The 24,759-nt window shown below is 72.5% G+C and carries 22 protein-coding genes; 11 read left to right on the top strand and 11 right to left on the bottom strand.

The window, feature by feature from the left end; translation table 11 throughout:
* Nucleotides 1-122: 122 nt before the first annotated feature.
* The 3 genes from ACIRYZ_RS23845 to ACIRYZ_RS23835 all read right to left on the bottom strand — a co-directional run bounded on the left by ACIRYZ_RS23845 (nucleotide 123) and on the right by ACIRYZ_RS23835 (nucleotide 4,362).
* The gene (locus tag ACIRYZ_RS23845; protein ID WP_402947277.1) at nucleotides 123-980 is read right to left on the bottom strand and encodes a universal stress protein; all 858 of its coding nucleotides are present in this window, start codon (nucleotides 978-980) and stop codon (nucleotides 123-125) included.
* 143 nt (nucleotides 981-1,123) lie between these two features.
* A complete protein-coding gene (locus ACIRYZ_RS23840; protein WP_402947274.1) occupies nucleotides 1,124-1,948 on the bottom strand; it encodes a universal stress protein in 825 nt (274 codons plus the stop codon).
* A gap of 29 nt (nucleotides 1,949-1,977) precedes the next feature.
* Nucleotides 1,978-4,362: a phosphoketolase gene (locus ACIRYZ_RS23835; RefSeq protein WP_402947272.1), complete on the bottom strand. Its 2,385-nt coding sequence runs from the start codon at nucleotides 4,360-4,362 to the stop codon at nucleotides 1,978-1,980.
* A gap of 429 nt (nucleotides 4,363-4,791) precedes the next feature.
* Here ACIRYZ_RS23835 and ACIRYZ_RS23830 point away from each other — a divergent pair, with 429 nt between their 5' ends.
* A complete protein-coding gene (locus tag ACIRYZ_RS23830; RefSeq protein ID WP_402947270.1) occupies nucleotides 4,792-5,664 on the top strand; it encodes a universal stress protein in 873 nt (290 codons plus the stop codon).
* 502 nt (nucleotides 5,665-6,166) lie between these two features.
* Here ACIRYZ_RS23830 and ACIRYZ_RS23825 read toward each other — a convergent pair.
* From ACIRYZ_RS23825 to ACIRYZ_RS23805, 5 genes are read right to left on the bottom strand one after another with little or no spacing between them, the layout of a single operon-like run.
* Nucleotides 6,167-6,952 carry an HPF/RaiA family ribosome-associated protein gene (locus ACIRYZ_RS23825; RefSeq protein ID WP_402947267.1) on the bottom strand — a complete coding sequence of 262 codons (786 nt, stop codon included), beginning with the start codon at nucleotides 6,950-6,952 and terminating at the stop codon, nucleotides 6,167-6,169.
* Nucleotides 6,953-6,975: 23 nt separating this feature from the next.
* A complete protein-coding gene (locus ACIRYZ_RS23820) occupies nucleotides 6,976-7,971 on the bottom strand; it encodes a carbamate kinase (RefSeq protein ID WP_402947265.1) in 996 nt (331 codons plus the stop codon).
* A 2-nt stretch (nucleotides 7,972-7,973) separates the two neighbouring features.
* Entirely contained in the window at nucleotides 7,974-8,978 is a 1,005-nt protein-coding gene (argF, locus tag ACIRYZ_RS23815) for an ornithine carbamoyltransferase (protein WP_402947262.1), read from the bottom strand.
* A 23-nt stretch (nucleotides 8,979-9,001) separates the two neighbouring features.
* The gene (locus ACIRYZ_RS23810) at nucleotides 9,002-10,225 is read right to left on the bottom strand and encodes an arginine deiminase (RefSeq protein WP_402947259.1); all 1,224 of its coding nucleotides are present in this window, start codon (nucleotides 10,223-10,225) and stop codon (nucleotides 9,002-9,004) included.
* A gap of 22 nt (nucleotides 10,226-10,247) precedes the next feature.
* Nucleotides 10,248-11,654, bottom strand: coding sequence for an amino acid permease (locus tag ACIRYZ_RS23805; protein ID WP_402947431.1), 1,407 nt, complete (start codon nucleotides 11,652-11,654; stop codon nucleotides 10,248-10,250).
* A gap of 423 nt (nucleotides 11,655-12,077) precedes the next feature.
* Between ACIRYZ_RS23805 and ACIRYZ_RS23800 the strand changes: the two genes are divergently transcribed.
* The 5 genes from ACIRYZ_RS23800 (at nucleotide 12,078) to ACIRYZ_RS23780 (ending at nucleotide 16,086) form a co-directional block, all read left to right on the top strand.
* Nucleotides 12,078-12,962 carry a universal stress protein gene (locus ACIRYZ_RS23800; RefSeq protein WP_402947257.1) on the top strand — a complete coding sequence of 295 codons (885 nt, stop codon included), beginning with the start codon at nucleotides 12,078-12,080 and terminating at the stop codon, nucleotides 12,960-12,962.
* A 47-nt stretch (nucleotides 12,963-13,009) separates the two neighbouring features.
* Nucleotides 13,010-13,660, top strand: coding sequence for a hypothetical protein (locus tag ACIRYZ_RS23795; protein WP_402947254.1), 651 nt, complete (start codon nucleotides 13,010-13,012; stop codon nucleotides 13,658-13,660).
* 72 nt (nucleotides 13,661-13,732) lie between these two features.
* Complete coding sequence (locus ACIRYZ_RS23790; RefSeq protein ID WP_402947252.1) at nucleotides 13,733-14,770, top strand: Acg family FMN-binding oxidoreductase; 1,038 nt, start codon at nucleotides 13,733-13,735, stop codon at nucleotides 14,768-14,770.
* A gap of 121 nt (nucleotides 14,771-14,891) precedes the next feature.
* Nucleotides 14,892-15,596, top strand: coding sequence for a response regulator (locus ACIRYZ_RS23785; protein ID WP_402947249.1), 705 nt, complete (start codon nucleotides 14,892-14,894; stop codon nucleotides 15,594-15,596).
* 91 nt (nucleotides 15,597-15,687) lie between these two features.
* Nucleotides 15,688-16,086 carry a pyridoxamine 5'-phosphate oxidase family protein gene (locus ACIRYZ_RS23780; protein WP_402947246.1) on the top strand — a complete coding sequence of 133 codons (399 nt, stop codon included), beginning with the start codon at nucleotides 15,688-15,690 and terminating at the stop codon, nucleotides 16,084-16,086.
* 32 nt (nucleotides 16,087-16,118) lie between these two features.
* On the opposite strand, the gene ACIRYZ_RS23775 is transcribed toward ACIRYZ_RS23780, so the two are convergent.
* Nucleotides 16,119-17,831, bottom strand: a complete 1,713-nt coding sequence (locus tag ACIRYZ_RS23775) for a GAF domain-containing protein (RefSeq protein WP_402947244.1) — start codon at nucleotides 17,829-17,831, stop codon at nucleotides 16,119-16,121.
* Nucleotides 17,832-18,403: 572 nt separating this feature from the next.
* Here ACIRYZ_RS23775 and ACIRYZ_RS23770 point away from each other — a divergent pair.
* Nucleotides 18,404-18,838, top strand: a complete 435-nt coding sequence (locus ACIRYZ_RS23770) for a hypothetical protein (protein WP_402947242.1) — start codon at nucleotides 18,404-18,406, stop codon at nucleotides 18,836-18,838.
* A 301-nt stretch (nucleotides 18,839-19,139) separates the two neighbouring features.
* On the opposite strand, the gene ACIRYZ_RS23765 is transcribed toward ACIRYZ_RS23770, so the two are convergent.
* The gene (locus tag ACIRYZ_RS23765) at nucleotides 19,140-19,721 is read right to left on the bottom strand and encodes a TetR/AcrR family transcriptional regulator (protein ID WP_402947429.1); all 582 of its coding nucleotides are present in this window, start codon (nucleotides 19,719-19,721) and stop codon (nucleotides 19,140-19,142) included.
* A 136-nt stretch (nucleotides 19,722-19,857) separates the two neighbouring features.
* On the opposite strand from ACIRYZ_RS23765, the gene ACIRYZ_RS23760 reads away from it, so the two are divergent.
* Nucleotides 19,858-20,985, top strand: coding sequence for an FAD-dependent oxidoreductase (locus ACIRYZ_RS23760; RefSeq protein WP_402947239.1), 1,128 nt, complete (start codon nucleotides 19,858-19,860; stop codon nucleotides 20,983-20,985).
* Between the two features lie 184 nt (nucleotides 20,986-21,169).
* On the opposite strand, the gene ACIRYZ_RS23755 is transcribed toward ACIRYZ_RS23760, so the two are convergent.
* Nucleotides 21,170-22,084 (bottom strand): LysR family transcriptional regulator, encoded by a 915-nt coding sequence (locus ACIRYZ_RS23755; RefSeq protein ID WP_402947236.1) that lies wholly within the window; start codon nucleotides 22,082-22,084, stop codon nucleotides 21,170-21,172.
* A 137-nt stretch (nucleotides 22,085-22,221) separates the two neighbouring features.
* Here ACIRYZ_RS23755 and ACIRYZ_RS23750 point away from each other — a divergent pair, with 137 nt between their 5' ends.
* The 3 genes from ACIRYZ_RS23750 (at nucleotide 22,222) to ACIRYZ_RS23740 (ending at nucleotide 24,724) form a co-directional block, all read left to right on the top strand.
* Nucleotides 22,222-23,040, top strand: coding sequence for a 3'(2'),5'-bisphosphate nucleotidase CysQ (locus ACIRYZ_RS23750; protein WP_402947234.1), 819 nt, complete (start codon nucleotides 22,222-22,224; stop codon nucleotides 23,038-23,040).
* Nucleotides 23,041-23,082: 42 nt separating this feature from the next.
* Nucleotides 23,083-23,679 carry an NADPH-dependent F420 reductase gene (locus ACIRYZ_RS23745; protein WP_402947231.1) on the top strand — a complete coding sequence of 199 codons (597 nt, stop codon included), beginning with the start codon at nucleotides 23,083-23,085 and terminating at the stop codon, nucleotides 23,677-23,679.
* 97 nt (nucleotides 23,680-23,776) lie between these two features.
* Entirely contained in the window at nucleotides 23,777-24,724 is a 948-nt protein-coding gene (locus tag ACIRYZ_RS23740) for an alpha/beta hydrolase (protein ID WP_402947228.1), read from the top strand.
* Nucleotides 24,725-24,759: the final 35 nt, after the last annotated feature.

Genomic DNA, 24,759 nt, shown 5'->3' with positions numbered 1-24,759 from the left:
CGCGGCGGCGGCGGGCCCACCCCCGCCCGCCGGCCGTCCGGCCCGCGCCCCCCCCCCAACCCCCCCCGGGGGCGGGCGGGGCGGGGGCCCCCCCCCCCCCACGGCCGGCGTGGCGTTGTCGGTCAGTCGTGCGGCACCACCGCGACCGGGCCGTGTGAGTGGTGCAGCACCGCGTGGGCCACTGCTCCCAGCCCGGGAACGGCCGGCCGGCCCCTCGGGATCCGCCGGCCCACCACCACCAGCGAAGCGCTGCGCGAGGCCTCCACCAGTGCCTTCCCGGCCGGCCAGCCGGTCACCTCGGCCTCCACGCGCACCTCGGGGAACTTCTTCCGCCAGGGCGCCAGCGTGTCCTGGAGCCGGACCTGCGCGGCCGCCGCCAGCGCGCTCGTGATCTCCGCCGGATCGACCGGAGCGGCCGTCACATACCGCCCGGTGGGAAACTCGCGGCTCTCCAGCGCCCGCAGCACCGCTCCCCCTTCGGCGGCCCTCTCGAAGGCGAAGGCGACCAGTTCGGCGCAGGGCCGACTGCTGTCCACCCCGACCACGACGTCACCGTGCACGTCGCCCTGGCCGTCCGTACCGGTCCCGACCAGGACCACCGGGCAGCGGGCGTGCGCCGCCGCGCGCAACGCGACCGACCCGAGCAGCAGCCCGGCGAGGCCGCCGATCCCGCGCGAGCCGAGCACCAGCAGGCCTTCGCGCTCTCCGGCGACGACCAGTGCGTCGGCCGGGCTGCCGGGCACGTGCTCGCAGGAGACCGTGAGGCCCGGCAGCACCTCCACGATCTGGTCCCGCAGCACGAGCACCGGCCGGGGCAGCAGCTCCGCCGGGTCCGCGGCCTCCACCGAGAACTCCGGCTGCGCGCCGACGTGGATCAGCCGCAGAGCCCGGCCGCTCCGGTACGCCTGGTAGGCCGCCCACTCGGCCGCCGCCACGCTCTGCGCCGATCCGTCGACTCCCACCACAACCGCGTGAGACATGATCACGTCCTCCTCCGCTCTCCGGTCGCGGCACCGACGTGCGCAACCCCGTGTCTGATGGACAGGCTCGCGGCTGGTGAGGTCCTGCCACAGGGGCCGAGCAGCCCCTGGCCGGTCCCGAAGGTCCCGGTCAGGGGCTGAGCTCATGCCTCGGGCACGATCGCCACCGGGCAGTCGGCGTGGTGCACGACCGCGTAGGCCACCGGGCCGAGCCGGCCGACCCGATCACCCGGGCGGCGGCCGAGCACCAGCAGCCGGGCCTTGGCGGACGACTCCACCAGCACCCGGCCCGGCGGGGCGCACTCGGTGTCCGCGACCACCTCGACATCGGGACAGGCCAGCTGCCAGGGCTCCAGGACGCGGGCGAGCAGCCCGCCCCCGCCGCTCGGGCCCCGCTCCGCTCCTCCCGCTTCCGAACCTTCGTCGGCATGCACCACGAGCAGCGGCAGGCCATGGCTCCGTGCGGCCAGGAAGGCGAACTGGAGCGCCGCCTCGCCCGGGCGGCGGGCGTCCAGCCCCACCACCACCTGCTCACGCGGATGCGCGCCCGGGCCGTCCACCGGAAGCAGCACCGTAGGACAGCCGGCCCGCGCGGCGATGTGCAGGGCGGTGGAGCCGACCCGCAGCTCCGGGAAGCCGCCGCTGCCGCGCGCCCCCAGGACCAGCAGTTCGGCCCCCTCTCCTGCGGCGACCAGTGCCGAGGTGACGGCGTCGTGGACCTCGTCGGTGCGGACCGGCAACTCCGGGTGGCGCACCGCGAGGACGTGCCGGACCTCGTGCAGCAGGTCACCGCTGGGGCGGGTCTGGCGGCTCCAGCTGGGGAGCAGGTGCGGCATCAGGGGCAGGGCGTGCAGGACGCGCAGCGGTCGGTCGCGCAGCAGTGCCTCACGTGCGGCCCAGTCGGCGGCGGCCAGGCTGGCCTCGGAGCCGTCGACGCCGACGGTGACGGGCAGGTCCATGGTGCTCATCTCCCTTTCGTGGGGCGCCGCGGCCCGGGTCAGCTGCCTGGCTGCCAGTCGGCGATCTCGGGCAGGTCGGTGCCGTGTTCGCGGATCCAGGAGTGGTGGCGGGTGCGCTGGTCGGCCATCTGCTGGCGGACCGCTGCGGCCCGGACGGCGAGGCCGGGGACCCGGTCGATGACGTCCATGACCAGGCGGTAGCGGTCGAGGTCGTTGCGGACCACCATGTCGAAGGGCGTGGTCGTGGTGCCGGACTCCTTGTAGCCGCGCACGTGCAGCTGCGGGTGGACGGCGCGGCGGTAGGCGAGGCGGTGGATCAGCCACGGGTAGCCGTGGTAGGCGAAGACGACCGGCTTGTCGCGGGTGAAGAGGGCGTCGAACTCGGCGTCGGGCATGCCGTGCGGGTGCTCGTCGGCGGGCATCAGCCGGGCCAGGTCGACCACGTTGACCACCCGCACCGCGAGTTCGGGCAGGTGACGGCGCAGCAGCCCGGCGGCGGCGATCACCTCCTGGGTCGGCACGTCACCGGCGCAGGCGAGCACCACGTCCGGCTCGCGTGCACCGTCGTCGGTGCCGGCCCAGTCCCAGATGCCCGCGCCGCGGGCGCAGTGGGCGCGGGCCTGCTCCAGGGTGAGCCAGTCGAAGCAGGGCTGCTTGCCCGCGACCACCACGTTGACGTAGTCGCGGCTGCGCAGCACGTGGTCGGCGGTGGCCAGCAGGGTGTTGGCGTCCGGCGGGAAGTAGACGCGCACGGCCTCGGGGCTCTTGTTGAGGACGTGGTCGACGAAACCGGGGTCCTGGTGGGAGAAGCCGTTGTGGTCCTGGCGCCAGACGTGCGAGGTGAGCAGGTAGTTGAGCGAGGCGATCGGTGCGCGCCAGGGGATCTCGCGGGTGGTGCGCAGCCACTTGATGTGCTGGTTGACCATCGAGTCGACGATGTGGACGAACGCCTCGTAGCAGGAGAAGAGGCCGTGCCGGCCGGTGAGGAGGTAGCCCTCCAGCCAGCCCTGGCAGGTGTGTTCGGAGAGGATCTCCAGCACCCGACCGTCGCGGGCGAGGTGTTCGTCGACCGGCAGGGTGGCGGCCTGCCAGGCCTTGCCGGTGACTCCGTAGACAGCCTGGAGGCGGTTGGAGGCGGTCTCGTCCGGCCCGACGATCCGGAAGTCGCGGCGTTCGGCGGTGTCGGCCATCACCTGTTCGAGCAGGTCGCCGAGGACGCGGGTGGGTTCGTGCAGGCTGGTGCCGGGCTTGTCGATCGGGACGGCGTAGCGCTCCAGCGGCGGCAGCGGCAGATCGCGCAACAGCAGGCCGCCGTTAGCGTGCGGGGTGGACCCCAGACGGCGGGTCCCGCCGGGGACGCAGGCGAGCACCTCGGGCACCGGGCGGCCGTCCTCGTCGAAGAGTTCCTCCGGACGGTACGAGCGCAGCCAGGCCTCCAGCTGGGCCAGGTGCGCGGGGTTGTCGCGGACCTCGCCGAGCGGCACCTGGTGGGCCCGCCAGGTGCCCGCCACCGGCACGCCGTCCACCTCGGCCGGGCCGGTCCAGCCCTTCGGGGTGCGCAGCACGATCAACGGCCAGGCGGCACGCTCGGTGGCCCCGTCCTCGCGGGCGGCGCGCTGGACGGCGGCGATCCGGTCGACGGCGGTGTCCATGGCGGCGGCCATCGCACGGTGCACGGCCATCGGGTCGTCTCCGGTGACGTACAGCGGGTCGTGGCCGTAGCCGCGCAGCAGCGCGTCCAGCTCGGCCTCCGGCAGCCGGGAGAGCACCGTCGGGTTGGCGATCTTGTAGCCGTTCAGGTGCAGGACCGGCAGCACGGCGCCGTCGTGCACCGGGTCGAGGAACTTGTTGCCGTGCCAGGAGGCGGCCAGCGGCCCGGTCTCCGCCTCGCCGTCGCCGATCACGCAGGCGACCAGCAGCCCGGGGTTGTCGAAGGCGGCGCCGTAGGCGTGGGAGAGCGCGTAGCCGAGCTCGCCGCCCTCGTGGATCGACCCGGGCGTCTCGGGCGCCACGTGACTCGGCACACCGCCGGGGAAGGAGAACTGCCGGAACAGCTGCGCCATGCCCACCTCGTCGCGGGTGACGGACGGGTAGGTGTCGCTGTAGCTGCCCTCCAGCCAGGAGCCGGCCAGCACGGCGGGGCCGCCGTGTCCCGGGCCCCAGACGCAGATGGCGTCCAGGTCCCGCCCGGAGATCATCCGGTTGAGGTGGGTGTAGACCAGGTTCAGGCCCGGCGAGGTCCCCCAGTGGCCCAGCAGGCGGGGCTTGATGTGCTCGGGACGCAGCGGTTCGCGCAGCAGCGGGTTGGCCATCAGGTAGATCTGACCGGCCGCCAGGTAGTTGGCGGCCCGCCAGTGGGCGTCCAGCGCCAGCAGCTCAGCCTCGGCCGGCTCTCCGGACGTTGAAGCGGTGGTCACGGTCATGGCCGCGGTCTCCTCGGGACTCGGTCGACTTCGCTGGCCGCCGACGGCGGGCCGTACCCATCGTCACGCCGCGCACCCGCTCCGACACAGGGCCGACCGGGTCACAGCCCAGCTGCTGGGAGAGGGACCTGCGGCCCAGCCGAACCTCCCGCACACCACCGCAGGGCCCGACGGACCGGGAAGCCGAGGACCAACGACCCGGAAGCGGGGCCAGTCGGCCCCGCGCGCCCGCCGTCGGCGCTGCCAGAGGCTGGCGGCACCCCCTGCCGACCGTCGCAGGAGCGGATTCAGCGGACGAACGGAACATGACGTGATCGACAGCAGGCGCCAGACGAAGGCCTACCTGGTCGGCGGCGGGATCGCCGCCCTGGCCGCCGCGGCCTTCCTCGACACAATCAGCACCACGGCCCACCCCGGAGAGGACATCCCATGGCCGACTACCTGCTCGCCGCCATCGACGGCTCGGAGGAGAGCATCGCCGCCGCCCGCTGGGCGGCCGACGAAGCCACCCGCCACGGCATGCCGCTGCGTCTCGTTCACGCCCAGACCTGGCTCGACGACATCCACGCCGACTCCGGCCAGCCGGCCGACGTCCGTGCCCTGACCACGCGCATGCTCTCCGACGCCAAGCGAGCCGTGGAGAACACTCACCCCGGCCTGGAGATCCGCGCCGAGCTGGTCGGGGGCGGTGAGCCGGTCGACGTGCTGGTCGACGCGGCAGCCGACGCCCGCATGTTGGTCCTCGGCTCCCGAGGGCTCGGCGGCTTCGGCGGGCTCATGGTCGGCTCCATCGGCCTGGCCGTCACCGCGCGCAGCGACGTACCGACCGTGCTGGTCCGCTCCGATGAGACCGACCGCCGCACCGGGCCCGACGGACCCGAGGTCGTCGTCGGCGTCGACACCCGCGAGGCTGCCGCGGACGTCATCGACTTCGCGTTCCGCGAGGCCGCGCGGCGCGGAGCCGTGCTGCGCGCCGTGCACGGCTGGACGCCCCCGCCGGTCTGGGGCTACGCCGGCTGGGTGCCCCCGCAGCCCGAGACCGAACAGTTCCGGGCGATCGAGGACGAGCTCCTCACGCTGGCCATGACCGGCTGGCAGGAGAAGTACCCCGAGGTCACCGTGATCCAGGACAGCCGGATCGGCAGCGGCGCCGCAATCCTGGTTGACGCCTGCGCCGACGCGGACCTCGTCGTGGTGGGCCGCCGACGCCGCCCGCACCACGCCGGCATGCGGCTCGGGCCGGTCGCCCACACCGTTCTCCACCACGCGCAGGCCCCGGTCGCCGTCGTCCCGCACGACTGACCCGCCCACCGCAATCGAGGGCGGTGGACCCCGGCACGCCCGGCGTCCACCGCCCTCTTCACGTGCCCCGGCCTACGCCGAACATCCGAAGGCGTTCGCCGGACCCGGCACCTGGCGTGAGCCGCCCGGATCGGCTCCGATCGTGACCGGACACCCGGCATCGGCGCTCACTGCCCAAGAGCTGTGGACGGGCGGACCTCTCGCCGGCAAGACCGCTGCCACGCTCGCCATCCGTGCCGACATCCGGCGGACATGAGCCGAGCTGTGCCTGACCTGGTCAAGGAGCAGCGGCTCAACTCCTCAGGGCAGAACCGGCTGTGCTCCGCCGACGCACGGCAAGCCGCACCGGGGCAACGAGGCCAGCCCTACCGGGCAACTGCGCCGGCCGACTTCAACGCCACCGTGCAGCGCAAAGGCGAGAGCCAGGGACGGCCCCACACCGTCCCCGGCTCCGCACTTCTTGCCCGGTCGAACCCCACAGCCGCCAGGCGGACCCGCGCCCCTACAGCGCAGGAGTGATGAGGCCGTGGTGGCCGTCGTAGCGGTGGTACAGCACGTTGCCGCGGCCGGTGACGGCGTCGGTGAAGAAGACGAACGGCAGGCCGCTCAGGTCCAGGCGCGCGACCGCGTCGTCGACAGTGAGCCGCGGTGCGCCGAGCGTGCTCAGCGGCAACCCCGGCACCGGGTCGACCTGCGGGCCGACGGTGGCCAGCCGGTAGCCGTCGTCGGCCGGGTCGCGGTGGACCACGCTGTCGCAGCCGCTCGCCGCGTCGGTGAACAGGTGGAAGTCGTAGTCCATGGCCTCCAGTTCGAGCACCGCTTCCCAGGCGGTCTGCCGCGCCAGGCTGTAGGACTTGTGCCGCACGATCCGCCGCTCCTGCGCACTGCGGGCGTGGCGCTGCGGGCGGTGCTCGTGCCGAGCGCCGTCCAGCGGGACGGCCGGTGCGGTCGCGTGTCGGCGGTGGTGGTCCCGGTGGCCGCGGACACGTGCGATCCGGGCGATCAGGCGGTCCTGGAGCAGGTCGACGGCCTCCTGCATGGTGGCTGCGGCCACGTGGGCCCGTACCGGTCTGCCGTTCAGATCGACGACGGCTTGGGCGAGCGAGGGCTTCGCCACCGCGTGGTTGGCCTCCTGGGTGAGCTTCACGCGGGCGGCGAGGACCGGCTCGTCCAGCCGTTCCAGTACGGCGAGCATCTTCGTCCGGGCGTAGTCGGGCGCGGCCAGGGTGACCTCTCCGCGGGTCTCCACCAGGACGTCGGTGGCGGGCTCGGTCTGCAGGCGGTTCATCGCAGTTCCCTTCCTCGTGGGGTTCAGACTGTCGCGTGCGGTGCGGCCGGGTCGTGGGCCGAAGGTCCCGCCGGCAGGGCTGCCGGTCCCCGGCCCACCGGTGCGGGCAGCGCGCGGACGGTGGTGCCGGTGGTGCCGAGGAGCGCGCCGAGGGCGTCGTCCAGTGGGCCGATGACGGCGACCCGACCGGTCCGCTCGGCGAAGCCTGCGGCGGCTTCTGCCTTGGGGCGCATCGAACCGGCGGGCAGGTCCAGCTCGTGCAGCCGGCCGGGGGTGACGGTGGTGAGGGGACCGGGGTGGGCGGCACCGAAATGAGTGAACACATGGGTGACGTCGGTGAGGATCAGCAGTGCGTCGGCGCCGAGCTGTTCGGCGAGCAGGGCGGCGGTGCGGTCCTTGTCGACCACGGCCTCGACGCCGCGCATCAGGCCGGTGTCGGGGTCGCGGGTGACGGGGATACCGCCGCCTCCGGCAGCGATCACCACTGAGCCACTCGCCAGCAGGGCTCGGACGGCGGGGAGTTCGGTGATCGCCTTCGGCAGGGGCGAGGGGACCGTGCGGCGCAGGTGGTCGCCGTCGCGGGCGGTGGTCCACCCGCGGTCGATCTCCATCATCCTGGCCTGGTGGTCGGTGAGTTGGCCGCCGATGAACTTGTCGGGGTGCTGGAAGGCGGGGTCGTGCCGGTCGACCTCGGTGTGGGTGACCAGGGCGGTGACGGCGCGGCCTGGCAGGCGGCCGGCGAGTTCCCGGGCGAGCAGGGTGCCGATCATGCCCTGGGTCTGCGCGCCGAGTACGTCCAGCGGGTAGGGAACCGTCAGGGCCGGGTCGCTCTCGCTCTCGACGGCGAGCAGGCCGACCTGCGGGCCGTTGCCGTGGGTGATGACCAACTCGTGTCCGGCGAGGACGAGTTCGGCCAGTGATCGGGCGGCGTCGTGGACGTGGTGCTGCTGGACGGCAGCGTCGGGGTGTTCGCCGCGCTGGAGCAGGGCGTTTCCGCCGAGGGCGGCGACGATGCGCATGGTCAGTCCCTCCCGAGGGTGGCGACGAGGATCGCCTTGATGGTGTGCATGCGGTTCTCGGCCTGGGTGAAGACCAGGGAAGCGGACGACTCGAAGACCTCGTCGGTCACCTCCAGGCCGTCCAGCCCGTGTTCGGCGGCCAGTTCGGCACCGAGGTCGGTGCGGCGGTCGTGCAGGGCCGGCAGGCAGTGCAGGAGAGCGGTGTCCGGGTTTCCGGTGGCTGCCATGGTCTCGGCGTTGATCTGGTACGGGAGCAGCAGGTCGATGCGCTCCTTCCACCGGTCGTGGTCCTCGCCCATCGAGACCCAGACGTCGGTGTAGAGGTAGTCCGCGCCGCGCACGGCGTCCTCGACCTGGTCGCTGAGGGTGAAGCGGGCTCCGCTGTCCTGGCCGAGCAGCAGACACTCGGAGACCAGCAGCGGGTCGGGCCACAGCTCGCGGGGCGCGGCGATCCGCACGTCCATGCCGAGCAGACTTCCCATCACCATGAGGGAGTTGGCGGTGTTGTTGCGGGCATCGCCCAGGTAGCAGAAGGAGATCTCCTCCAGCGGCTTGTTGCTGTGCTCGCGCATGGTGAACACGTCGCACAGGCTCTGGGTGGGGTGGCACTGGTCGGTCAGGCCGTTGTAGACCGGCACGCCGGCGTGGGCGGCGAGTTCGGTGACGGTGTCCTGGGCGAAGCCGCGGTACTCGATGCCGTCGTACATCCGCCCCAGCACCCGGGCGGTGTCGGCGACGGACTCCTTGTGGCCGATGTGGGAGCTGTCCGGGCCGAGGTAGGTGGTGGTGGCGCCCTGGTCGGCGGCGGCGACCTCGAAGGCGCAGCGGGTGCGGGTGGAGTTCTTCTCGAAGATCAGGGCCAGGCGGCGGCCGGTCAGGTGCTGCCGTTCGGTTCCGGCGGCGCGGGCGGCCTTCAGGTCGGTGGCGAGGTCGAGCAGGTGGTGGATCTCGTCGGCGGTGAAGTCAAGCTCACGCAGGTAGTGGCGGCCGCGCAGGGGACTGGTCATGGTGGTTCTCCTCTTCCGGGTGGTCAGTTGGCCGGGTCGCGCTGGATGGGGCAGCTCATGCAGCGCGGGCCGCCGCGGCCGCGGCCGAGCTCGGAGCCGGCGATGGTGACGATCTCGATGCCCTGCTTGCGCAGGTAGGTGTTGGTGGTGGTGTTGCGCTCGTAGCCGACGACGACGCCGGGTTCGAGGGCGAGGAAGTTGCTGCCGTCGTCCCACTGCTCGCGTTCGGCGGCGCGGGCGTCCTGTTCGGCGGAGAGGAAGCGGACCTTGTCGAGGTCGAGGGCCTCGGCGAGGGAGGCGGCGAGGTCGGTGTCCGGGGTGACGTCGAATCCGGCGGGCCGTTCGGGGGCGGGGGTGAGGGTCCAGGAGCGCAGCCGGTCGGCCAGGCCGGGGTAGAGCGCGAAGGTGTCGCGGTCGATCATCGTCATAACGGTGTCCAGGTGCATGAACGCCCGGCTCTCCGGGAGGCGCACCGCGATCACTCGGTGTGCGATGCCGGTCAGGAACAGTTGCTGGGCGAGGGCTTCGACGGCCTGGGCGGTGGTGCGCTCGCCCATGCCGACCATGACCACTCCGGGAGCGAGGACGTGGACGTCGCCGCCTTCCAGGCTCAGCCCGGGTGCCGTGGTGGTGCCGTCCAGCAGCGGGGGAGCGGTTTCGGCGAACAGCGGGTGGAAGCGGTAGATCGCGGCCGTGTGCAGGGTCTCCCGGCGGCGCGCGGCCTTCGCCATCGGGTTGAGGCTGTAACGGGCGCCGATCCAGCAGGAGTTGTCGCGCGGGAAGAGGTGGTTGGGCAGCGGCGGCAGGGCGAAGTCCTGGTCTCCGAGTGTGTGCCAGGCCAGGCTGTGCGGGTTGTGCAGCGGCAGGTCGGTCTTGAGGACGCCGCCGATCAGGTATTCGGCCAGGGTCTTGCCGTCGAGCTGCGCGCACAGTTCTTGGACGGGATCGACCAGGGCCGGGCCGACGGTGGCCGGGGTGACGACCTGGTCGAGCAGCCAGGCCCGGGCCGGCGCCAGGTCGAGCGTCTCGGCGAGCAGGTCGGCGTAGTGGTGGACGCGCACGCGGTGGTCGCGCAGCACCTGGGCGAAGGCGTCGTGCTCCTCGCGGGCGCGCTTGGCCCACAGGATGTCGTCGAAGAGCAGCTCGTCGACGTTGCGCGGGGTCAGCCGGGACAGTTCCAGTCCCGGTCGGTGCAGGATCACCTGGCGCAGGCGGCCCGCCTCGGAATCGACACGCAGGGTGGACATGGGTGGGTGCTCCTCGGCGGGTTCAGTGCTGGTGACGCGTGGTCAGTGCGCGGCGCAGGATGGTCGGCAGGCCCACCGGGCGGGCGGTGCGGGCCGCCTTCGGCAGGGGCACGGCGGTGGGGGCCGCCGGCTCGGCCTCGGTGGGTCCCGTCGCGGCGGTGGCCCGGGTCGCAGCGTTCGGGCGCTTGAGCCAGATGTAGACGGGGATGCCGAGCAGGATGGTGAACAGGCCGTAATAGACGGTCTGGTAGCCGCTGCCCTGGATCGACCAGTACGAGAAAGCGAGGGCGAGCAGCGCGACGGTGACGTCGCGGGCGAAGCGCCGCCCCTCCAGCTCCTGGCGGCCGCGCACCACCAGCCAGTACAGCTGTGCTGCCGCCGAGACCAGGTAGGGGATCACCGCGGTGAGCACGCTCAGCAGCACAATCTCGGTGAACACCTTGGTGAAGCGGGTGTAGCTGACGACGGTCAGCACCGAGGCGAGGACGGTGGCCGAAACGATGCCGAAGGCCGGCACCTCGCCCCGGCCGCGGGTGCCGGTGAAGGCGGCCGGGAAGAGCCCGTCGCGGGCCGCGGCCATCGGCATCTCGGCGCAGATCAGGGTCCAGCCGTTGAGTGCGCCGAGACCGGAGATGATCGCCGCGGCGGCGACCAGGTTGCCGGCCCAGTGGCCGCCCGCGATGTTGTTCATGGCGTCGGTGAACGGCGCGGTGGAGGCGCCCAGTTGGGCGTGCGGGACGGTGCCGAAGACCGCCAGGGTGCCGAGCAGGTAGATCGCGGCGCAGGCCAGCGTCCCGTACACGGTCGCCCGCGGCACGTTCCGCTTGGGCTCGCGGACCCGTCCGGCGGCCACCGAGGCGGTCTCCAGGCCGATGTAGCTGAACAGCGCGATCGCACCTGCCGCCGACACCGCGCCCAGTGCCGAGGTTCCGCTCGCGTTGAACGCGCCGAAGTTCCCGGACTTCACGAACAGCAGACCGGCCGTGGCCATGAACGCCAGCGGCAGGAACTTCAGTACGGTGGTGACGACTTGGAACGCGCCGATGTTCCGCATCCCGGTCAGGTTGACGATCGCCGGCAGCCACAGACCGGCCAGCGCGATCGCGATCGAGCCCCCGGTGTGGTGCCCCTTGTCGACGAACACCTCGACGTAGCCGACCCAGGCGACCGCGATGGCCGCGTTCCCGGCCCAGGCGGTGATCCAGTAGGACCAGGCGGTCAGGAACCCGGCGAACTCACCGAACGCCTCACGGGCGTAGACGTACGGTCCGCCGCTCCCAGGTACACGCTCCGACAGCCGCCCGAAGACCATCGCCAGCGCCAGCGCGCCGATCGTCACCAGCACGAACGCCACCAGCGCGATCGGCCCGTACGGCGCGAGCGCGGAGGGCAGCGCGAACACCCCGGTGCCGATGACGCTGCCGACCACCAGCGCGGTCGCGGCCGGTAGCCCGAAGCCGCCTGCGGCTCCTCGCGGTCCGTCAACTGCCTTTCTCTGCTGTGGTCTTCCGCGATCGTGTGCGGACATCGACTGCTCCTCTGCGGTGCGCTCGGGGAGACGGACACCGGTGCGTCCGTCGCTCACGGTGACGATCCTGGCGTCGCGACCAGGGGTCGTCCCAGGGACCATCGGGCCCTGTTGCCGCCGCCACCGGTCCCCTCCCGCACGTCCCACTGGTCCCGCGGCCCCCCACATGCCCGGGATCCGGCCCTGCCAGGGACCACTGGCCCACTCCTCGGCCCGGTAGGTCCCTGGGCCCGGTCGGATCACCACCGGCAGAGTTCTCTCGGCACGGGAGCCGAGCAGGCGGCCTGACCGCAGGCCGGCCGGCGACCCTGGAGGAGAGCACTGATGACGCGCCACGTCGTGACCGGAGTCGACGGATCCCCGAGCAGCGAGGCTGCGGCCCACTGGGCCGCCGGGGAAGCCCAACGCCGTGGCGCTCCGCTTCGGCTGCTGCACGCCTGGCCCTGGCTCAGCCCCGTGGACGCCGAGGCCCCCGGCGATTTCCGGCCCGGCGACCTGCGCCAGGCCGCCCTGCGGATGCTGTCCGGCATCGCCGGAAGCATCCGCCGCAACCACCCCGGGCTCGTGGTCGAGACCATGGTGGTCGGAGACGACCCCGTCGACGCGTTGGTCAAGGCAGCTGAAGGTCAGGAACTCCTCGTGCTCGGCTCACGTGGCCTCGGCGGCTTCGCCGGCCTGCTGACCGGCTCGGTCACACTGGCGGTGGCAGCTCGCGTCACTACCCCGGTGGTCCTGGTCCGGGCCAATCGGCCCGCCTCGCCCCAGAACGGCACGACATCGCGGGGCGAGATCGTCGTCGGGGTAGACCCCCGGCAGCCCGCCGACGCGGTCATCGACTTCGCGTTCGCCGAGGCCACCCGGCGCGGCGCATGCCTGCGGGCCGTCCACGGCTGGGATCCGGTGCCGCTGTGGGCCGCCACCAGCTGGGTGCCGCCACGCTCGGAGATCGCCGCGCGGGAGGCCGCCGTGAAACGCCTGCTCACCGAATCGCTCGCCACGGCACGAGCCGCTCACCCGGACGTCCCGGCGCTCCTTGAAGTCCGGCACGGCAGCGCGGCCCACGCCGTCGTCACCGCCGGCGAAGGCGCCGACCTGGTCATCGTCGGCCGCCGCGACCGCCACCACCCCCTAGGGATACGGCTCGGTCCCGTCACCCACACCGTGCTCCACCACGCCGCGGCCCCGGTCGCGGTGGTCCCGCACAGCTGAGCCCGCCCCCGTCCGTTCCCAGCCGCTCACCGAAGGGCAGTCCGACCATGACCAGCGTTCCCCACAGCCGTCCCATCCGCCCGTGGCGCCGCGGCCTGAGGCGGGCACTCGGTACCGAGCGCAACGAGCTGGCCCGGCCCGAGGACCGGGCCCGCAGCCGAGCCGGGCTCCTCGCCGCCGTCGCCACCGGCCTGGCCCTCGTGCTCGGCGCCACCGTCGCCTGGAGCGATTTCGACTCCGCCGAGCACCGCGTGGCCGCCGCCTCGTCCCGCCTGCACCACCTGGACGCGCTCCTGCTCACCGCCACCAGCACGACTGCCGACCGGACCACCGCCATGACCGCCCAGTACCGGGCCGCGGCCACCTGGACCTACCCCGCCGGACAACAGCGAACGGGCACGGTCGACCTCAGCCACCGAGCCCGGGCCGGCGCCACGGTCGAGGTGTGGGCCGACGACACCGGCCGCCCGACCGCCGCCCCACCCAGCACCGCCGACCTCGTCTTCAACGCCGTCATCGTCGGCGTTCTCGCCGTCGGGCTCCTCTTCGTCCTCATCGCCAGTGGCCTGGGCCTGCGGCTGCGATCGCTGGACCACCGAGCCGACATTGCCTGGCAGCGCGCCTGGGCCGAGCTGGAACCCGTGTGGACCGGACGCGCCGCCCGACACCCCGGCACCGACGGCCCTTCCAGCAGCTGAAAGCGGCGCACCTCCGCCCCTCGCCCCCCGCTCCACCCCTGCCCCAGACCCCGGAGGAAGGACCGCTCCACCATGACACCCCAAACCCTCGACGACGAACTCGGTCAGGCACTCATCACCGCGGCGAGCGCCGCTCCCTCCCTCCACAACTGCCAGCCGTGGCAATTCCACTTCGACCGCGCCACCCGCACCATCAACGTCCACGCCCTACCGCAACGCGCCCCATTACTCACCGACCCGGACACCCGAGCCCTGCACATCTCGGCCGGCGCCGCCCTCGCCAACCTCCAGGCCACCGCCGTCCACCTGGGCCGGGAACCCGTCGTCCGCCTCCTGCCCCGGCCCGAGAAGCCCGACCTGCTCGCCACGGTACGTCTGGCCGGGCCACCCCGTGCGGCCCTGCTGCGCCGCCCCGACCTCTACCAGGCCATCTGGCACCGACGCAGCAGCCGCCTGCCGTTCTCCGCCGAGCCGGTACCCGCCGCCGTCCTCGCCGAGCTCGCCGAAGCCGCCCGGCTCGACGGCGCCGACCTGCACCGGCCGGGCCCCTCCGAGCGCCGGACCCTGCTCGACCTCACCGCACGAGCCGAGCACCGCAACCTGCGCCATCCCGGCCGACACGCAGAGAACCTGGCCGCCCTCGCCACCCCCGGCTCCCGCGCCGGAATCCCCGCCTACGCGCTCGGCCCCCAGGACTCCACCGGCAGGGTGCCGTTGCGTACCTTCGCAGGCCCCGCCGACGGCCTTTCCCGCGAACGCGCCCCGTTCGAGGCCGACCCCCAGCTGCTCCTCCTCACCACCCGGCACGACCACCGCGCGGACTGGCTGCGCGCCGGCCAGGCACTCCAGCACGTCCTCCTCGTGCTCACCCTGCACGGGCTGCGCGCCTCGATCCTGTACCAGGCCTTGGAATGGCCCGACCTGCGAGCACAGTTGGCCGACCCGGAACATGGCCGCTGCGCCCCGCAGATGCTCCTGCGCATCGGCTACGGACCGGCTGGCTGCCCCACCCCACGGCTCCGCGCCGAGCCGCCTCAGTCGCAGTCGCAGTCGCAGTCGCACGACGCGACCCTCGCTGCGGCTCCCCTGGCCGGTTCCGTCCGTCCATGAGCTGGAGAATGGAGAATGGGGCCGTCCGGCCCTATCGCATGAGCCGGATCGGGCGTCACACTGCCCAACGGTCCCACTCGCCCCGCTCCCGTGGCGGGTCCAGGCAGGTACGGAGAAGTTGATGGCGGACAGCACGGCGGACCGGGCAAGCGGCTCCGACGCGGTGAAGGTGTTCCTGCTCGACGACCACGAGGTGGTCCGTCGAGGCGTGCACGACCTGCTGGACGCCGAACCCGACCTGACCGTCATCGGCGAGGCCGCAACCGTCGAGCAGGCACTCGCGCGGATCCCGGCGCTCCGTCCCGACGTGGCGATCCTCGACATGCGGCTGCCGGACGGCGACGGCGTGACCGTCTGCCGCGAGCTGCGCTCCCGCATGCCCGAGCTGGCCTGCCTCATCCTCACCTCCTTCGACGACGAGGAGGCGCTGCTCGACTCGATCATGGCCGGCGCCTCGGGATACGTGCTGAAGCAGATCAGCGGCACCGACCTGGTCTCCGCGGTGCGCACGGTCGCCACCGGGCAATCCATGCTCGACCCCGGCGCCACCACCCGTCTGATGGCCCGCCTTCGCGGCGACACCACCCCGCGGGCCTCCGACCTCCCGCAACTCACCGACCGCGAGCGCGAGATCCTCGCGCTGATCGGCGAGGGACTGACCAACCGCCAGATCGGCCAGCGCCTCTACCTCGCCGAGAAGACCGTCAAGAACCACATCTCCCGGCTGCTGGCCAAGCTCGGCGTGGAGCGCCGCGTCCAAGCCGCCGTCATCGCCACCCAGACCCTGGCCGCCCACGACCAGGCGTCCGGCCGGCGCGTCCACTGACACCTGTCACCGGCAGACGGACCACCCGGCCACCGGCCGGGGGACCAACGGCCTCTCCCGCACATGTCGGCCGGGGACGACCATCGATGCCATGACACCTGACATCGCGCCGCTCGAGGAGCGGCACTGCCTGCGCCTGCTGGCCGGAGCACCAGTCGGGCGTGTCGTCTACACCGTGGGCGCCCTGCCGGCTGTCCTGCCGACCCGCTACCGCCTCGACGACGACGGCAGCGTGCTGCTGCGGGCCGCCGCCGGTTCCGAATTCCTGCGCGCGGTCGCGGGGGCACTCGTCGCCTTCCAGGCCGACGAGATCAGCGCGGCCGACGGCAGCGGCTGGAGCGTCACGGTGCTCGGCACCGCCGAGGCCGGCGGCGAAGGCTCCGCGGCCGATCCCATCGCGCCGGCGCTCGACGGACAGGTGACCATCCGGATCCGCCCCGAGTGGGTAACCGGCTGCCTCCTGCCTGCCGCCCTTGCCCCGCAGCCCTGACAGCGGCGCGCACCTTCCACGCCCCGCCACGATCAGCCCTCCAGGGGCACCGCCCAGACGAGCCGGGCCCCGCCCTCCGGCGGACTGGATACCTCCAGCGCGCCGCCCAGGCTCTCAGCGCGCTCCGCCAGGTTGCGCAGCCCGCTGCGTCGTCCCTGCTCCGGGATGCCGACGCCGTCGTCCTGCACGATCAGCAGCACCCTGGCTCCGGTGGCCCGCAACGCGACCTCGACCCGGCCGGCCTTCGCGTGCCGGGCGGCGTTGCTCAGCGCCTCGCCCAGCACCGCCACCACGTGATCGGCCACCTGTCCCGGAACGTCCGTGTCGAGCAGGCCCTCCATGCTCAGCCGTGGTGCGAATCCCAGGGCGGCCTGCGCCTCCTCCACCACCCGCACCACCCGGGACCGCAACCCGTGGGCCACCGAGTCCTCGCGCGCTCGTAGGCCGAAGATCGTCGAACGGATGATCTTGATCGTCTCGTCCAGATCCCCGACCGCCCGCAACACCCGGTCCGAGGCCCCGGGGTGCTCGATGAACCGCGCCGCGCTCTGCAACGTCATACCGGTCGCGAACAGCCTCTGGATGGCCAGGTCGTGTAGGTCACGGGCGATCCGATCGCGGTCTTCCAGCATCGCCAGTTGTTCGGCGTCCCGGCGCCGGTCCGCCAGCTCCAGTGCCAGCGCGGCCTGATCGGCGAATCCGAGCAGCGGGCCGATCTCCCGCTCAGTGAAGGCCCGCTCCCCGGTCGGCCGGGCCAGCAGCAGCACCCCGTCGGCCTGTCCGTCCGCCCGGCCGAGCGGCACGGCCACTGCCGGCCCCTGGCCGGAGAACCGGCGCGGCCCGCCGGTCAGCCGGGGGTCCTGCGCCAGGTCCAGGGTCGTCACCGGGGACCCGAGGCTGAACGCCTCCCCGGAGAGCGTGCCGGTCAGCGGCAGGTGGATCCCCGACCGGGCGGACGGGTCGCCGCCCAGGGCCAATTCGACGCGCAGCCCGTCGCCGTCGTCCTCGCGCACGGACAGGTCGACCAGTTCGGCACCGGTGATCTCCAGCGCCCGCCGCGCGATCAGCTCCATCACCTCGCCGCGGGTGGCCCCCGACAGCAGGCCCCGGGTGATCTCCGCGCTCGCGCTCAGCCACCGCTGCTGGCTCTGCGCCTCCTCGAACAGCCGCGCATTGTCGATCGCCACCCCGGCCGCCACCGCCAACGTCGCGATCACCGACTCGTCGTCGGCGTCGAACTGCTCCCCGTTGCGCTTGTCGGTCAGGTAGAGGTTGCCGAAGACCTCCTCCCGCACCCGCACCGGCACCCCGAGGAAGGTCCGCATCACCGGGTGGTGCGCCGGGCAGCCGTACGAGGACGGATGCGCGGACAGGTCCTCCAGCCGCAACGCCTCGGGATGGCGGATCAGCTCGCCGAGGATTCCCTTGCCAGTCGGGTAGGGCCCGATCCGGGCAATCTCCTCCTCGCCCAAGCCCACGGTCAGGAACTGCGAGAGCGACTCGCCGTCCGGCCCGATCACCCCCAGCGCCGCATACCGGGCGTCGACCAGCACCGCGGCAGCCTCCACGATCCGCCGCAGCACCTGCGTCAGATCCAGCTCCCGGCCCACCGACAGCACCGCCTCCAGCAGGCTGTGCACCCGGTCCCGGGTGCCGCGAGCGGCGTCGATCCGGGCCTGCAGCTCCTCCAGCAGCTCGTCCAACCGCAGCTGCGGAATCCGCGAGCGCACCTCGTCCCCGCCCACGCGAGCCTCCTCCGCCTCCGGCCACCGACCGGTCGATTCTGGCAGATGCCCGTTTGAACGTGACAGTGCCCGCCCCACGCCCCTTCGCGGCGACCGGCGAAAGACCGCAGGTCACGCACGCACTCACGGCGATCTGGGCTGGCAGTTGACGAGCCGCGCCCGGCGTCCGGCGGCGGCCCGCGCCGATATCAGTGCCTGTCGGCCCGCGGACCAGGGACCTCCGGTCATCGGCATGGTGTGCCTCCTTCCGCCACGGCCAACATCTACGCCCAACTGCCCCGCACGGCCTCGAGCTGCTGCGCCGGCTCCGCGTCCCCTTCCCAGCCCCGATCACGGAGCCCGGCTGTGCACCGCGCGGCCAGTGCCACCGCCCCGGTACCTGCGCCGTTACCGCGTCGCCGACCGCATCGCCCGCCTGCTGCAGAACCTCGGCCACCGGCTGCCCCGCCAACAGCCCTACCAGCGCCGCCCCGTCGCCAGCGTGCCGTGCCGCGGCCGATCTGTCCGAGGATCTCATCCGGGGCGACGAGCCCCGGGCGGTCTGGGATGAATGGCTCCGTTCCATGCGCCGCGTGCACGACCTCGCCGCAGCCCTCAACCGCACCGGCCGCTCCATGCCCGGCGAGCTCTCCCTCTACCACGACTACGACCCGCAGCCGCTGACCGCCCAGTTCACCGCCTACCTGGTGCAGCTCCGCGAGGGAGACCCCCTCGGCACGGTCGAGCAGAACGCCGCCGCTGCCCTGGTCGGCGAGTGGCTCGGCGGCATGCTCCCCGACACCTACCTCGCCGTGTCCCCGCACCGGCTCCAACACCAGGTCGAACTGATCAACGACTGGCTCGAGGACGAGGTGACCACGACCGTCAAGGCCCTACTCCCCGACTGGGTCGCCTTCCTCGCGCACAGCGCGAACCTCCCCCAACGCGCCATCGACGCGGCCCTGACCACCCTCGCCACACTCCAGGCCGGCACCCGCGACAGCGCCCACTGCCCGGGAATCCACTGAGCACCGATCGATCTCCACCCCTGCCGTGGCAAGCCGCCCCAGCCGAGCCTGCTTCGGCCGGGGCCTCCCCCTGCCACGAAGTCCCGTAGCTCCCGCGACGCTCCCTGAGGCTGGCCGCTGGGAATGAAAGACGTGCGCAACGCGCCGTCCTCTGGGAACGACGAGGTCGGCCAGACACTTGCCCGGCAGCCGCGAGACAGTGCAATGCACTTCCTCCGGACCGCAAGCCGGGTGACACCGCGCAGTCGGGTCCTGAGCACGCGCACCGCCTCCGCGCAGGTCGGGTCGCCTGGCAGCCCGGTCAGTTGGTCGGGTAGGAGGCGGCCCAGCCGTGTTCGAGCAGTGCGAAGGCCTCGTCGGCGGCTCGGCGTGGTTCGGCGTGCCGCTGGATGAGGCCGCGGGCCTCCAGGGCGAATCGGGCCAGGGCGGCGCAGCTGACGTCGTCCTCGGGGGCACCTACCGCCTGGGCGATGGCCCTGGCCAGGGCGGCTTCGTGGCGCGTCCACATGCGGTGGGCGTAGTCGCGCAGGGCAGGGGTCTCCTGCACCATGCGCGTGAAGTCGGCGAACCGCGGGTCCGCGGCATGGACGGCGAACTGGGTCTGCTTCAGCAGGAGGTGCTCGCGCAACGCCTGCGGGATCGACTGGCCCGGGGGGCGCTCGCGCACGGCGGCGACAAGTGCTGCTTCCAGATCGTCGTCCTGATCGAAGACCAGGGCTTCCTTGCCGGAGAAGTGTTTGAACAGGGTGGTCACCGAGACGTCGGCGAAGTCGGCGACGTCCTTGACGCCGACCTGGTCGTAGCCGCGCTCGAGGAAGAGCTCGAGTGCGGCGTCGGCCAGGGCCTGGCGGGTCTGAGCCTTCTTGCGCTCGCGGCGCCCCATCGCTTCGGTCACTCGACCACCATAACCCAAAGTGCATCCACTCTGAAAGTGTAGTCATTGCACTTATTTAGCGAGTGTGCTTTCTTGGTGATGCCGGGCCTCCCGGCGGCTCACCCACCTGCGAAGGGACACTCCCGTGAACTCTGCTCGTGATCCCCGCATCGCGATCGTCGGCGCCGGCCTCGGCGGCCTCACCTGCGCCCGAGTCCTCCAGCGACACGGCCGCTCCGTCACCGTCTTCGAACGCGAGGCCTCCGCCGACGCCCGCCCGCAGGGCGGCACCCTCGACATGCACGCCGACACCGGCCAGGCCGCCCTGGGCGCGGCGGGGCTCCTCGACCGATTCCACGCCCTCGCCCGCCCCGAAGGAGACGAGTGGCGCGTGCTCGACTTCGCCACGGCCGCCCTCCTCGCGCAGCAGGGTCCAACCGCCGACGGCGGCCGGCCGGAGATCGACCGGGGCCAACTGCGCGGCCTGCTCCTGGACTCGCTCACCGAGGACACGGTGCGGTGGGACCGCGCCGTCAGCGGGGCCACCCCACTGGCGGACGGCACCTGCAGGCTGCGCTTCGGTGACGGCACCGCCGAGGACTTCGACCTGGTGGTCGGTGCCGACGGCGCCTGGTCACGCGTCCGCCCGGCCCTGTCGCCCGCCGTCCCCGGCTACACCGGTGTCACCTTCGTCGAGACCGGATTCGACCACTGCGACACCCGCCATCCCGACCTCGCGCGGCTGGTCGGCAACGGATCGATGCTGGCGAAGGGCGCCGGGAGGTCCTTGGTCGCCCAGCGCAACAGCAACGGCCACATCCGCGCCTACATCGCGCTCCGCGTGCCCAAGGACTGGCACGAGGCCGCCGGTATCGACCTCGGCGACCGGCGGGCCGTGCGGACGCACCTGCTGAGGATGTTCGACGACTGGGACGAGAGCCTGCGCTACATCCTGCGCCACAGCGACCACGGCTTCATCAACCGGTCCCTGTTCGTCCTGCCCGCCCCGCACACCTGGGAACACGTTCCCGGCGTCACGCTGCTCGGCGATGCCGCGCACCTGATGCCCCCGGTCGGGCTGGGCGCCAACCTCGCCATGCTCGACGGCGCCGACCTCGCCCACGCACTGGTCAGCGAGTCCAGCGTCGACGACGCCGTCCGCGCCTACGAGAGCATCATGCTGCCACGCTCGACCGAGGCCGCGACGGGCAGTGCGCAAGGGCTCGACCACCTCGTTCCCGCCACGGCCCCCCTGAACCGACTTGCTATCTGACCGACCGAGTGAGTAGGGCAAACAGATCCGCGATCGTGAGGCGCAGGCGTTGCTCTGGCCCCCACGGCCCGCGCAGCACGGGGGCCATGGGGCCGGCGATCTGATGCGGGTCCGCACAGCGGTCGGCCGTGCGGCATCGAGGTGGTTGCTTGCACGTATGGGTGGGACGGCCGGACGGCGCCGGTTACGACGGCGCTGTGCCCGTGGCCAGCGCGGTTCGCGCCAGGTCGCGCAGCCAGGCGTGGGCTGGGTCGGTGTCGTAGCGCTGATGCCAGGACAGGTATACCGGCGCCGAGGGCAGTTCGATTTCGAGCGGGAGGGGGAGCACGACCAGGCCGGGATCGGTGACCGCGGAGCGCGTGGTGGCTTCGGGGACGCAGATCACGAGATCGGAGCCGCGCGCGAACTCCAGCGCGGCCGCTTCGGTTGGCGCGGTCGCCACCACGCGGCGGGTGAGGCCCAGCCGCGCGAGGGCGTCGTCGAGGGCATTGCCGAGGTTCCCACGTCGCGAGACGGTGACGTGCTCAGCGACGGCGTACCGCTTGGCGGTGACGGGCCTGACACGGGTCAGGGGGTGCCCCTGCCTCACGACGATGACCAGACGGGTCTCTCCCACGTTCTCGGCACGGATGTCCGGTGCGCTCGGGCGGCTGGCGTTCGCCTCCAGGTCCACCTCGCCGCGCCGCAACTCGGGGGTGTCGATGCCCGATTCCGCAACGAAGCGCAATCGCACGCCCGGCGCCTCGTCACGCACGGCCGAGAGCAGTACGGGGCCGCTCAGGGCGACCAGGGAGTCGTGCCAGCGGAGTGTGAAGGTGCGCTCCAGCGTAGCCAGATCGAGTGCACGGCTCGGCGCCAGCACCCCCTGGACCTGGTGAAGCAGCTCGTGCACCCGTTCCCGGACGGCGATCGCGTACGGCGTCGGGGTCATCGTGCGGCCGGTGCGCACCAGGATCTGGTCCCCGGTCGTGCGACGGATCCGGCCCAGGCTGCGACTCATCGCGGGGGCGGTGACATGCAGGCGCGCGGCCGCCCCGGCCACACTGCCCTCCTCCAGCAGCGCGTCGAGCGCGGCCAGCAGGTTCAAATCCAATTGCATGCGAGTAATCCTATCCGTGCTTTACATGCATTTGAAGTTAATCAGTGGGCTGGATACCTTCGAGACCAGAGCGCCGAACAGAGCGCACGGCTCAGCCGAAACGGCCTCACCACCACCTACGCAAAAGGGAGTTCACCATGTCCGAAACACTTCAGACCGGTGACGCAGCCGCCTCCGACGCCGACCTGCTCGACCAGACCGCGATCGCCGTCCGCGCGGCCGGCTCCGCGCTTCGCGAGCGCTTCGGCGAGGTGGTCCGCTACCAGAGCCGCGAAGAGCTGATGCGCGCGCTCGCCGTCAACGACGACACGGCCCTCGCCATCCTGCGCCCCCGCCTCACGCGCCTGCGCCCGAACGCCGGGTGGGTGGAGGACGAGCTGGACGGCGGAGCACTACCGCCCGGCGAATGGTGGGTGGTGGATCCGGCCGAAGGCAACGTCAACCACCTGCACGCCCTGCCGGAATGGGCGGTGACCGCCACCCTCGTGCGGGACAACCAGCCGGTCCTCACCGCAGTCCACCTGCCGCTGACCGGCGAGACCTACACCGCGCTCACCGGCGCGGGCGCCCACCTCGACGGCCGACCGCTGCACGTCTCCCGGACCGCGGACCTCGCCCTGAGCATCGTGGCCACCAGCCAGGCCCGCCCCGACGAGGACGAGAAGGTCGTACGGCGCGTCGGCTCCTCGATCACCGCGATGCTCTTCGACGCGCTCGTGGTCCGCACCGCCGTGCCCGCAACCCTGCACCTGACCAACGTGGCCGCCGGCCGCATCGACGCCTTCTGGCAGTTCGCCGGCGCCCGCGCGGACCTGCTGCCCGGCGCGCTGCTCGTCACCGAGGCCGGCGGACGGATCTCCGACGCCCAGGGCCGCCCCTGGACCCCGCAGAGCGAGAGCTTCCTGGCCGCCGCGCCCGGCATCCACACCCAGGCCCTCGCCACGCTCTCACGCTGACCAGCCACCCCAACCCACACCCACGAAAAGGACCACACCGTCATGACCACGATCGCAGTTCTCGGAAACGGCCGCGTCGGCGGCAGCCTGGCCACAGCCCTCACCCGGGCCGGGCATGAGGTGACCGTGGCGGACCGCGCGCCGGGCGCCGCCGCCGACGCCGCCCGAAGCGCCCGGATCGTCATCAACGCCACCCCGGGAGCCGGCTCGCTGGAGCGGCTCGCCGCCCTGCGCGGGGAACTGCGCGACAAGATCCTCGTCGACGTCTCCAACGCCACCGCCGACGGGCCGGACGGGCTGCCCGCCGACCTGATCTACCCCGGCTCAAGCCTCGCCGAGCGACTCCAGGAAGCGCTCGCCGAAACCCGCGTCGTCAAGACACTCAACACCATGCTCTTCCCGGTGATGACCGCGCCGACCGCCCTCACCCAGACACCGACCGCCTTCCTCTCCGGCGACGACCCGCAGGCCAAGCAGGCCGTTGGTGAACTGCTCACCGACCTCGGCTGGCGCAAGGAGTGGATCACCGACCTCGGCGGGATCCAGACCGCCCGCGCCACGGAGGCCGCGATCCTCTTCGTCCCGCACGTCATCCGGTCCAGCGGATTCGCGCCCTTCGCGATCTCGATCGCCCGCTGACCCGCACCCCTCACGCAGCCGCTGCTCCACTTCTTGTGGAGCCTGTACCAGTCATTCCAATCCGTGTCGTTTCGCCGGCTCCAGGAAGGTCCTCATCATGTCCCTCGACCCCCAGATCGATGCCCTGCTCGAGAAGTTGGCCGAAGGAGGCGAACCGGCACCGGAGAGTCGAACGGTCGCGGAGAACCGCGACCTCGTGAGCAGCTTCTCCACCCTCGCGGGCGACGTCGAGCCCGTCGGCAGCGTGCACGACGCCGTGGCCGCCGCCGAAGGCCTCGAGGTCCCCATCCGCATCTACGTCCCCTCCCCCTCCACCCGCCCGCGCCCCGGACCGCGACCCGTGACGGTCTTCTTCCACGGTGGCGGATGGGTCCTCGGAGACCTGGACAGCCAGGACCACATCGCCCGCATCGTGGCCAACCGCTCCGGCACGATCGTGGTCTCCGTCGACTACCGGCTCGCGCCCGAACACCGCTTCCCGGCGGGAATCGAAGACGCCTACGCCGCCCTGACGTGGGTCGCGGCCAACGCCGGAAGCTTCGGCGGCGACGGGCAGAGCATCGCGGTGTTCGGCGAGAGCGCCGGCGGCAACCTCGCCGCGGCCCTCGCGCAGGAAGCGCAGCGGCGCGGGGGACCTCACATAGCACTGCAGGTCCTGGCCTACCCGGCTGTCGACCGGTTCGACGACAGCCCCTCCATGTACGAGAACATGGCCGGACCGCTGCTGAGCCGCAGCTGGCTCGAATGGTTCTGGGGCCTCTACCTCAACACGCCCGACGAAGGCGCCGACCCGCGCGTCTCGCCGGCGCGCTCCGACGAGCTCGCCGGGCTTCCTCCCGCCGTCATCGTCACCGCCGAACACGATCCGCTGCGGGACCAGGGTGACCGGTACGCGCAGAAGCTCGCCGACGCCGACGTGCCGGTCACGCACCTCCCCATCAAGGGCGCCACCCACGCCTTCTTCTCGTTCACCGGGTCGGTACAGCTCTCACGGGACGTCCTGAATCAGCTCGGAGATGCCGTGGCCACCGCCTTCAACGACTGACAGTGATGATGTTCGTGGTGACGTTTGCTGGTGGG

Origin of the sequence: Kitasatospora sp. NPDC101155 (genome assembly GCF_044768305.1) — a bacterium.
In the GTDB taxonomy this organism is placed as follows: Bacteria; Actinomycetota; Actinomycetes; order Streptomycetales; family Streptomycetaceae; genus Kitasatospora.
This window is presented reverse-complemented; position numbering and strand designations above follow the sequence as displayed.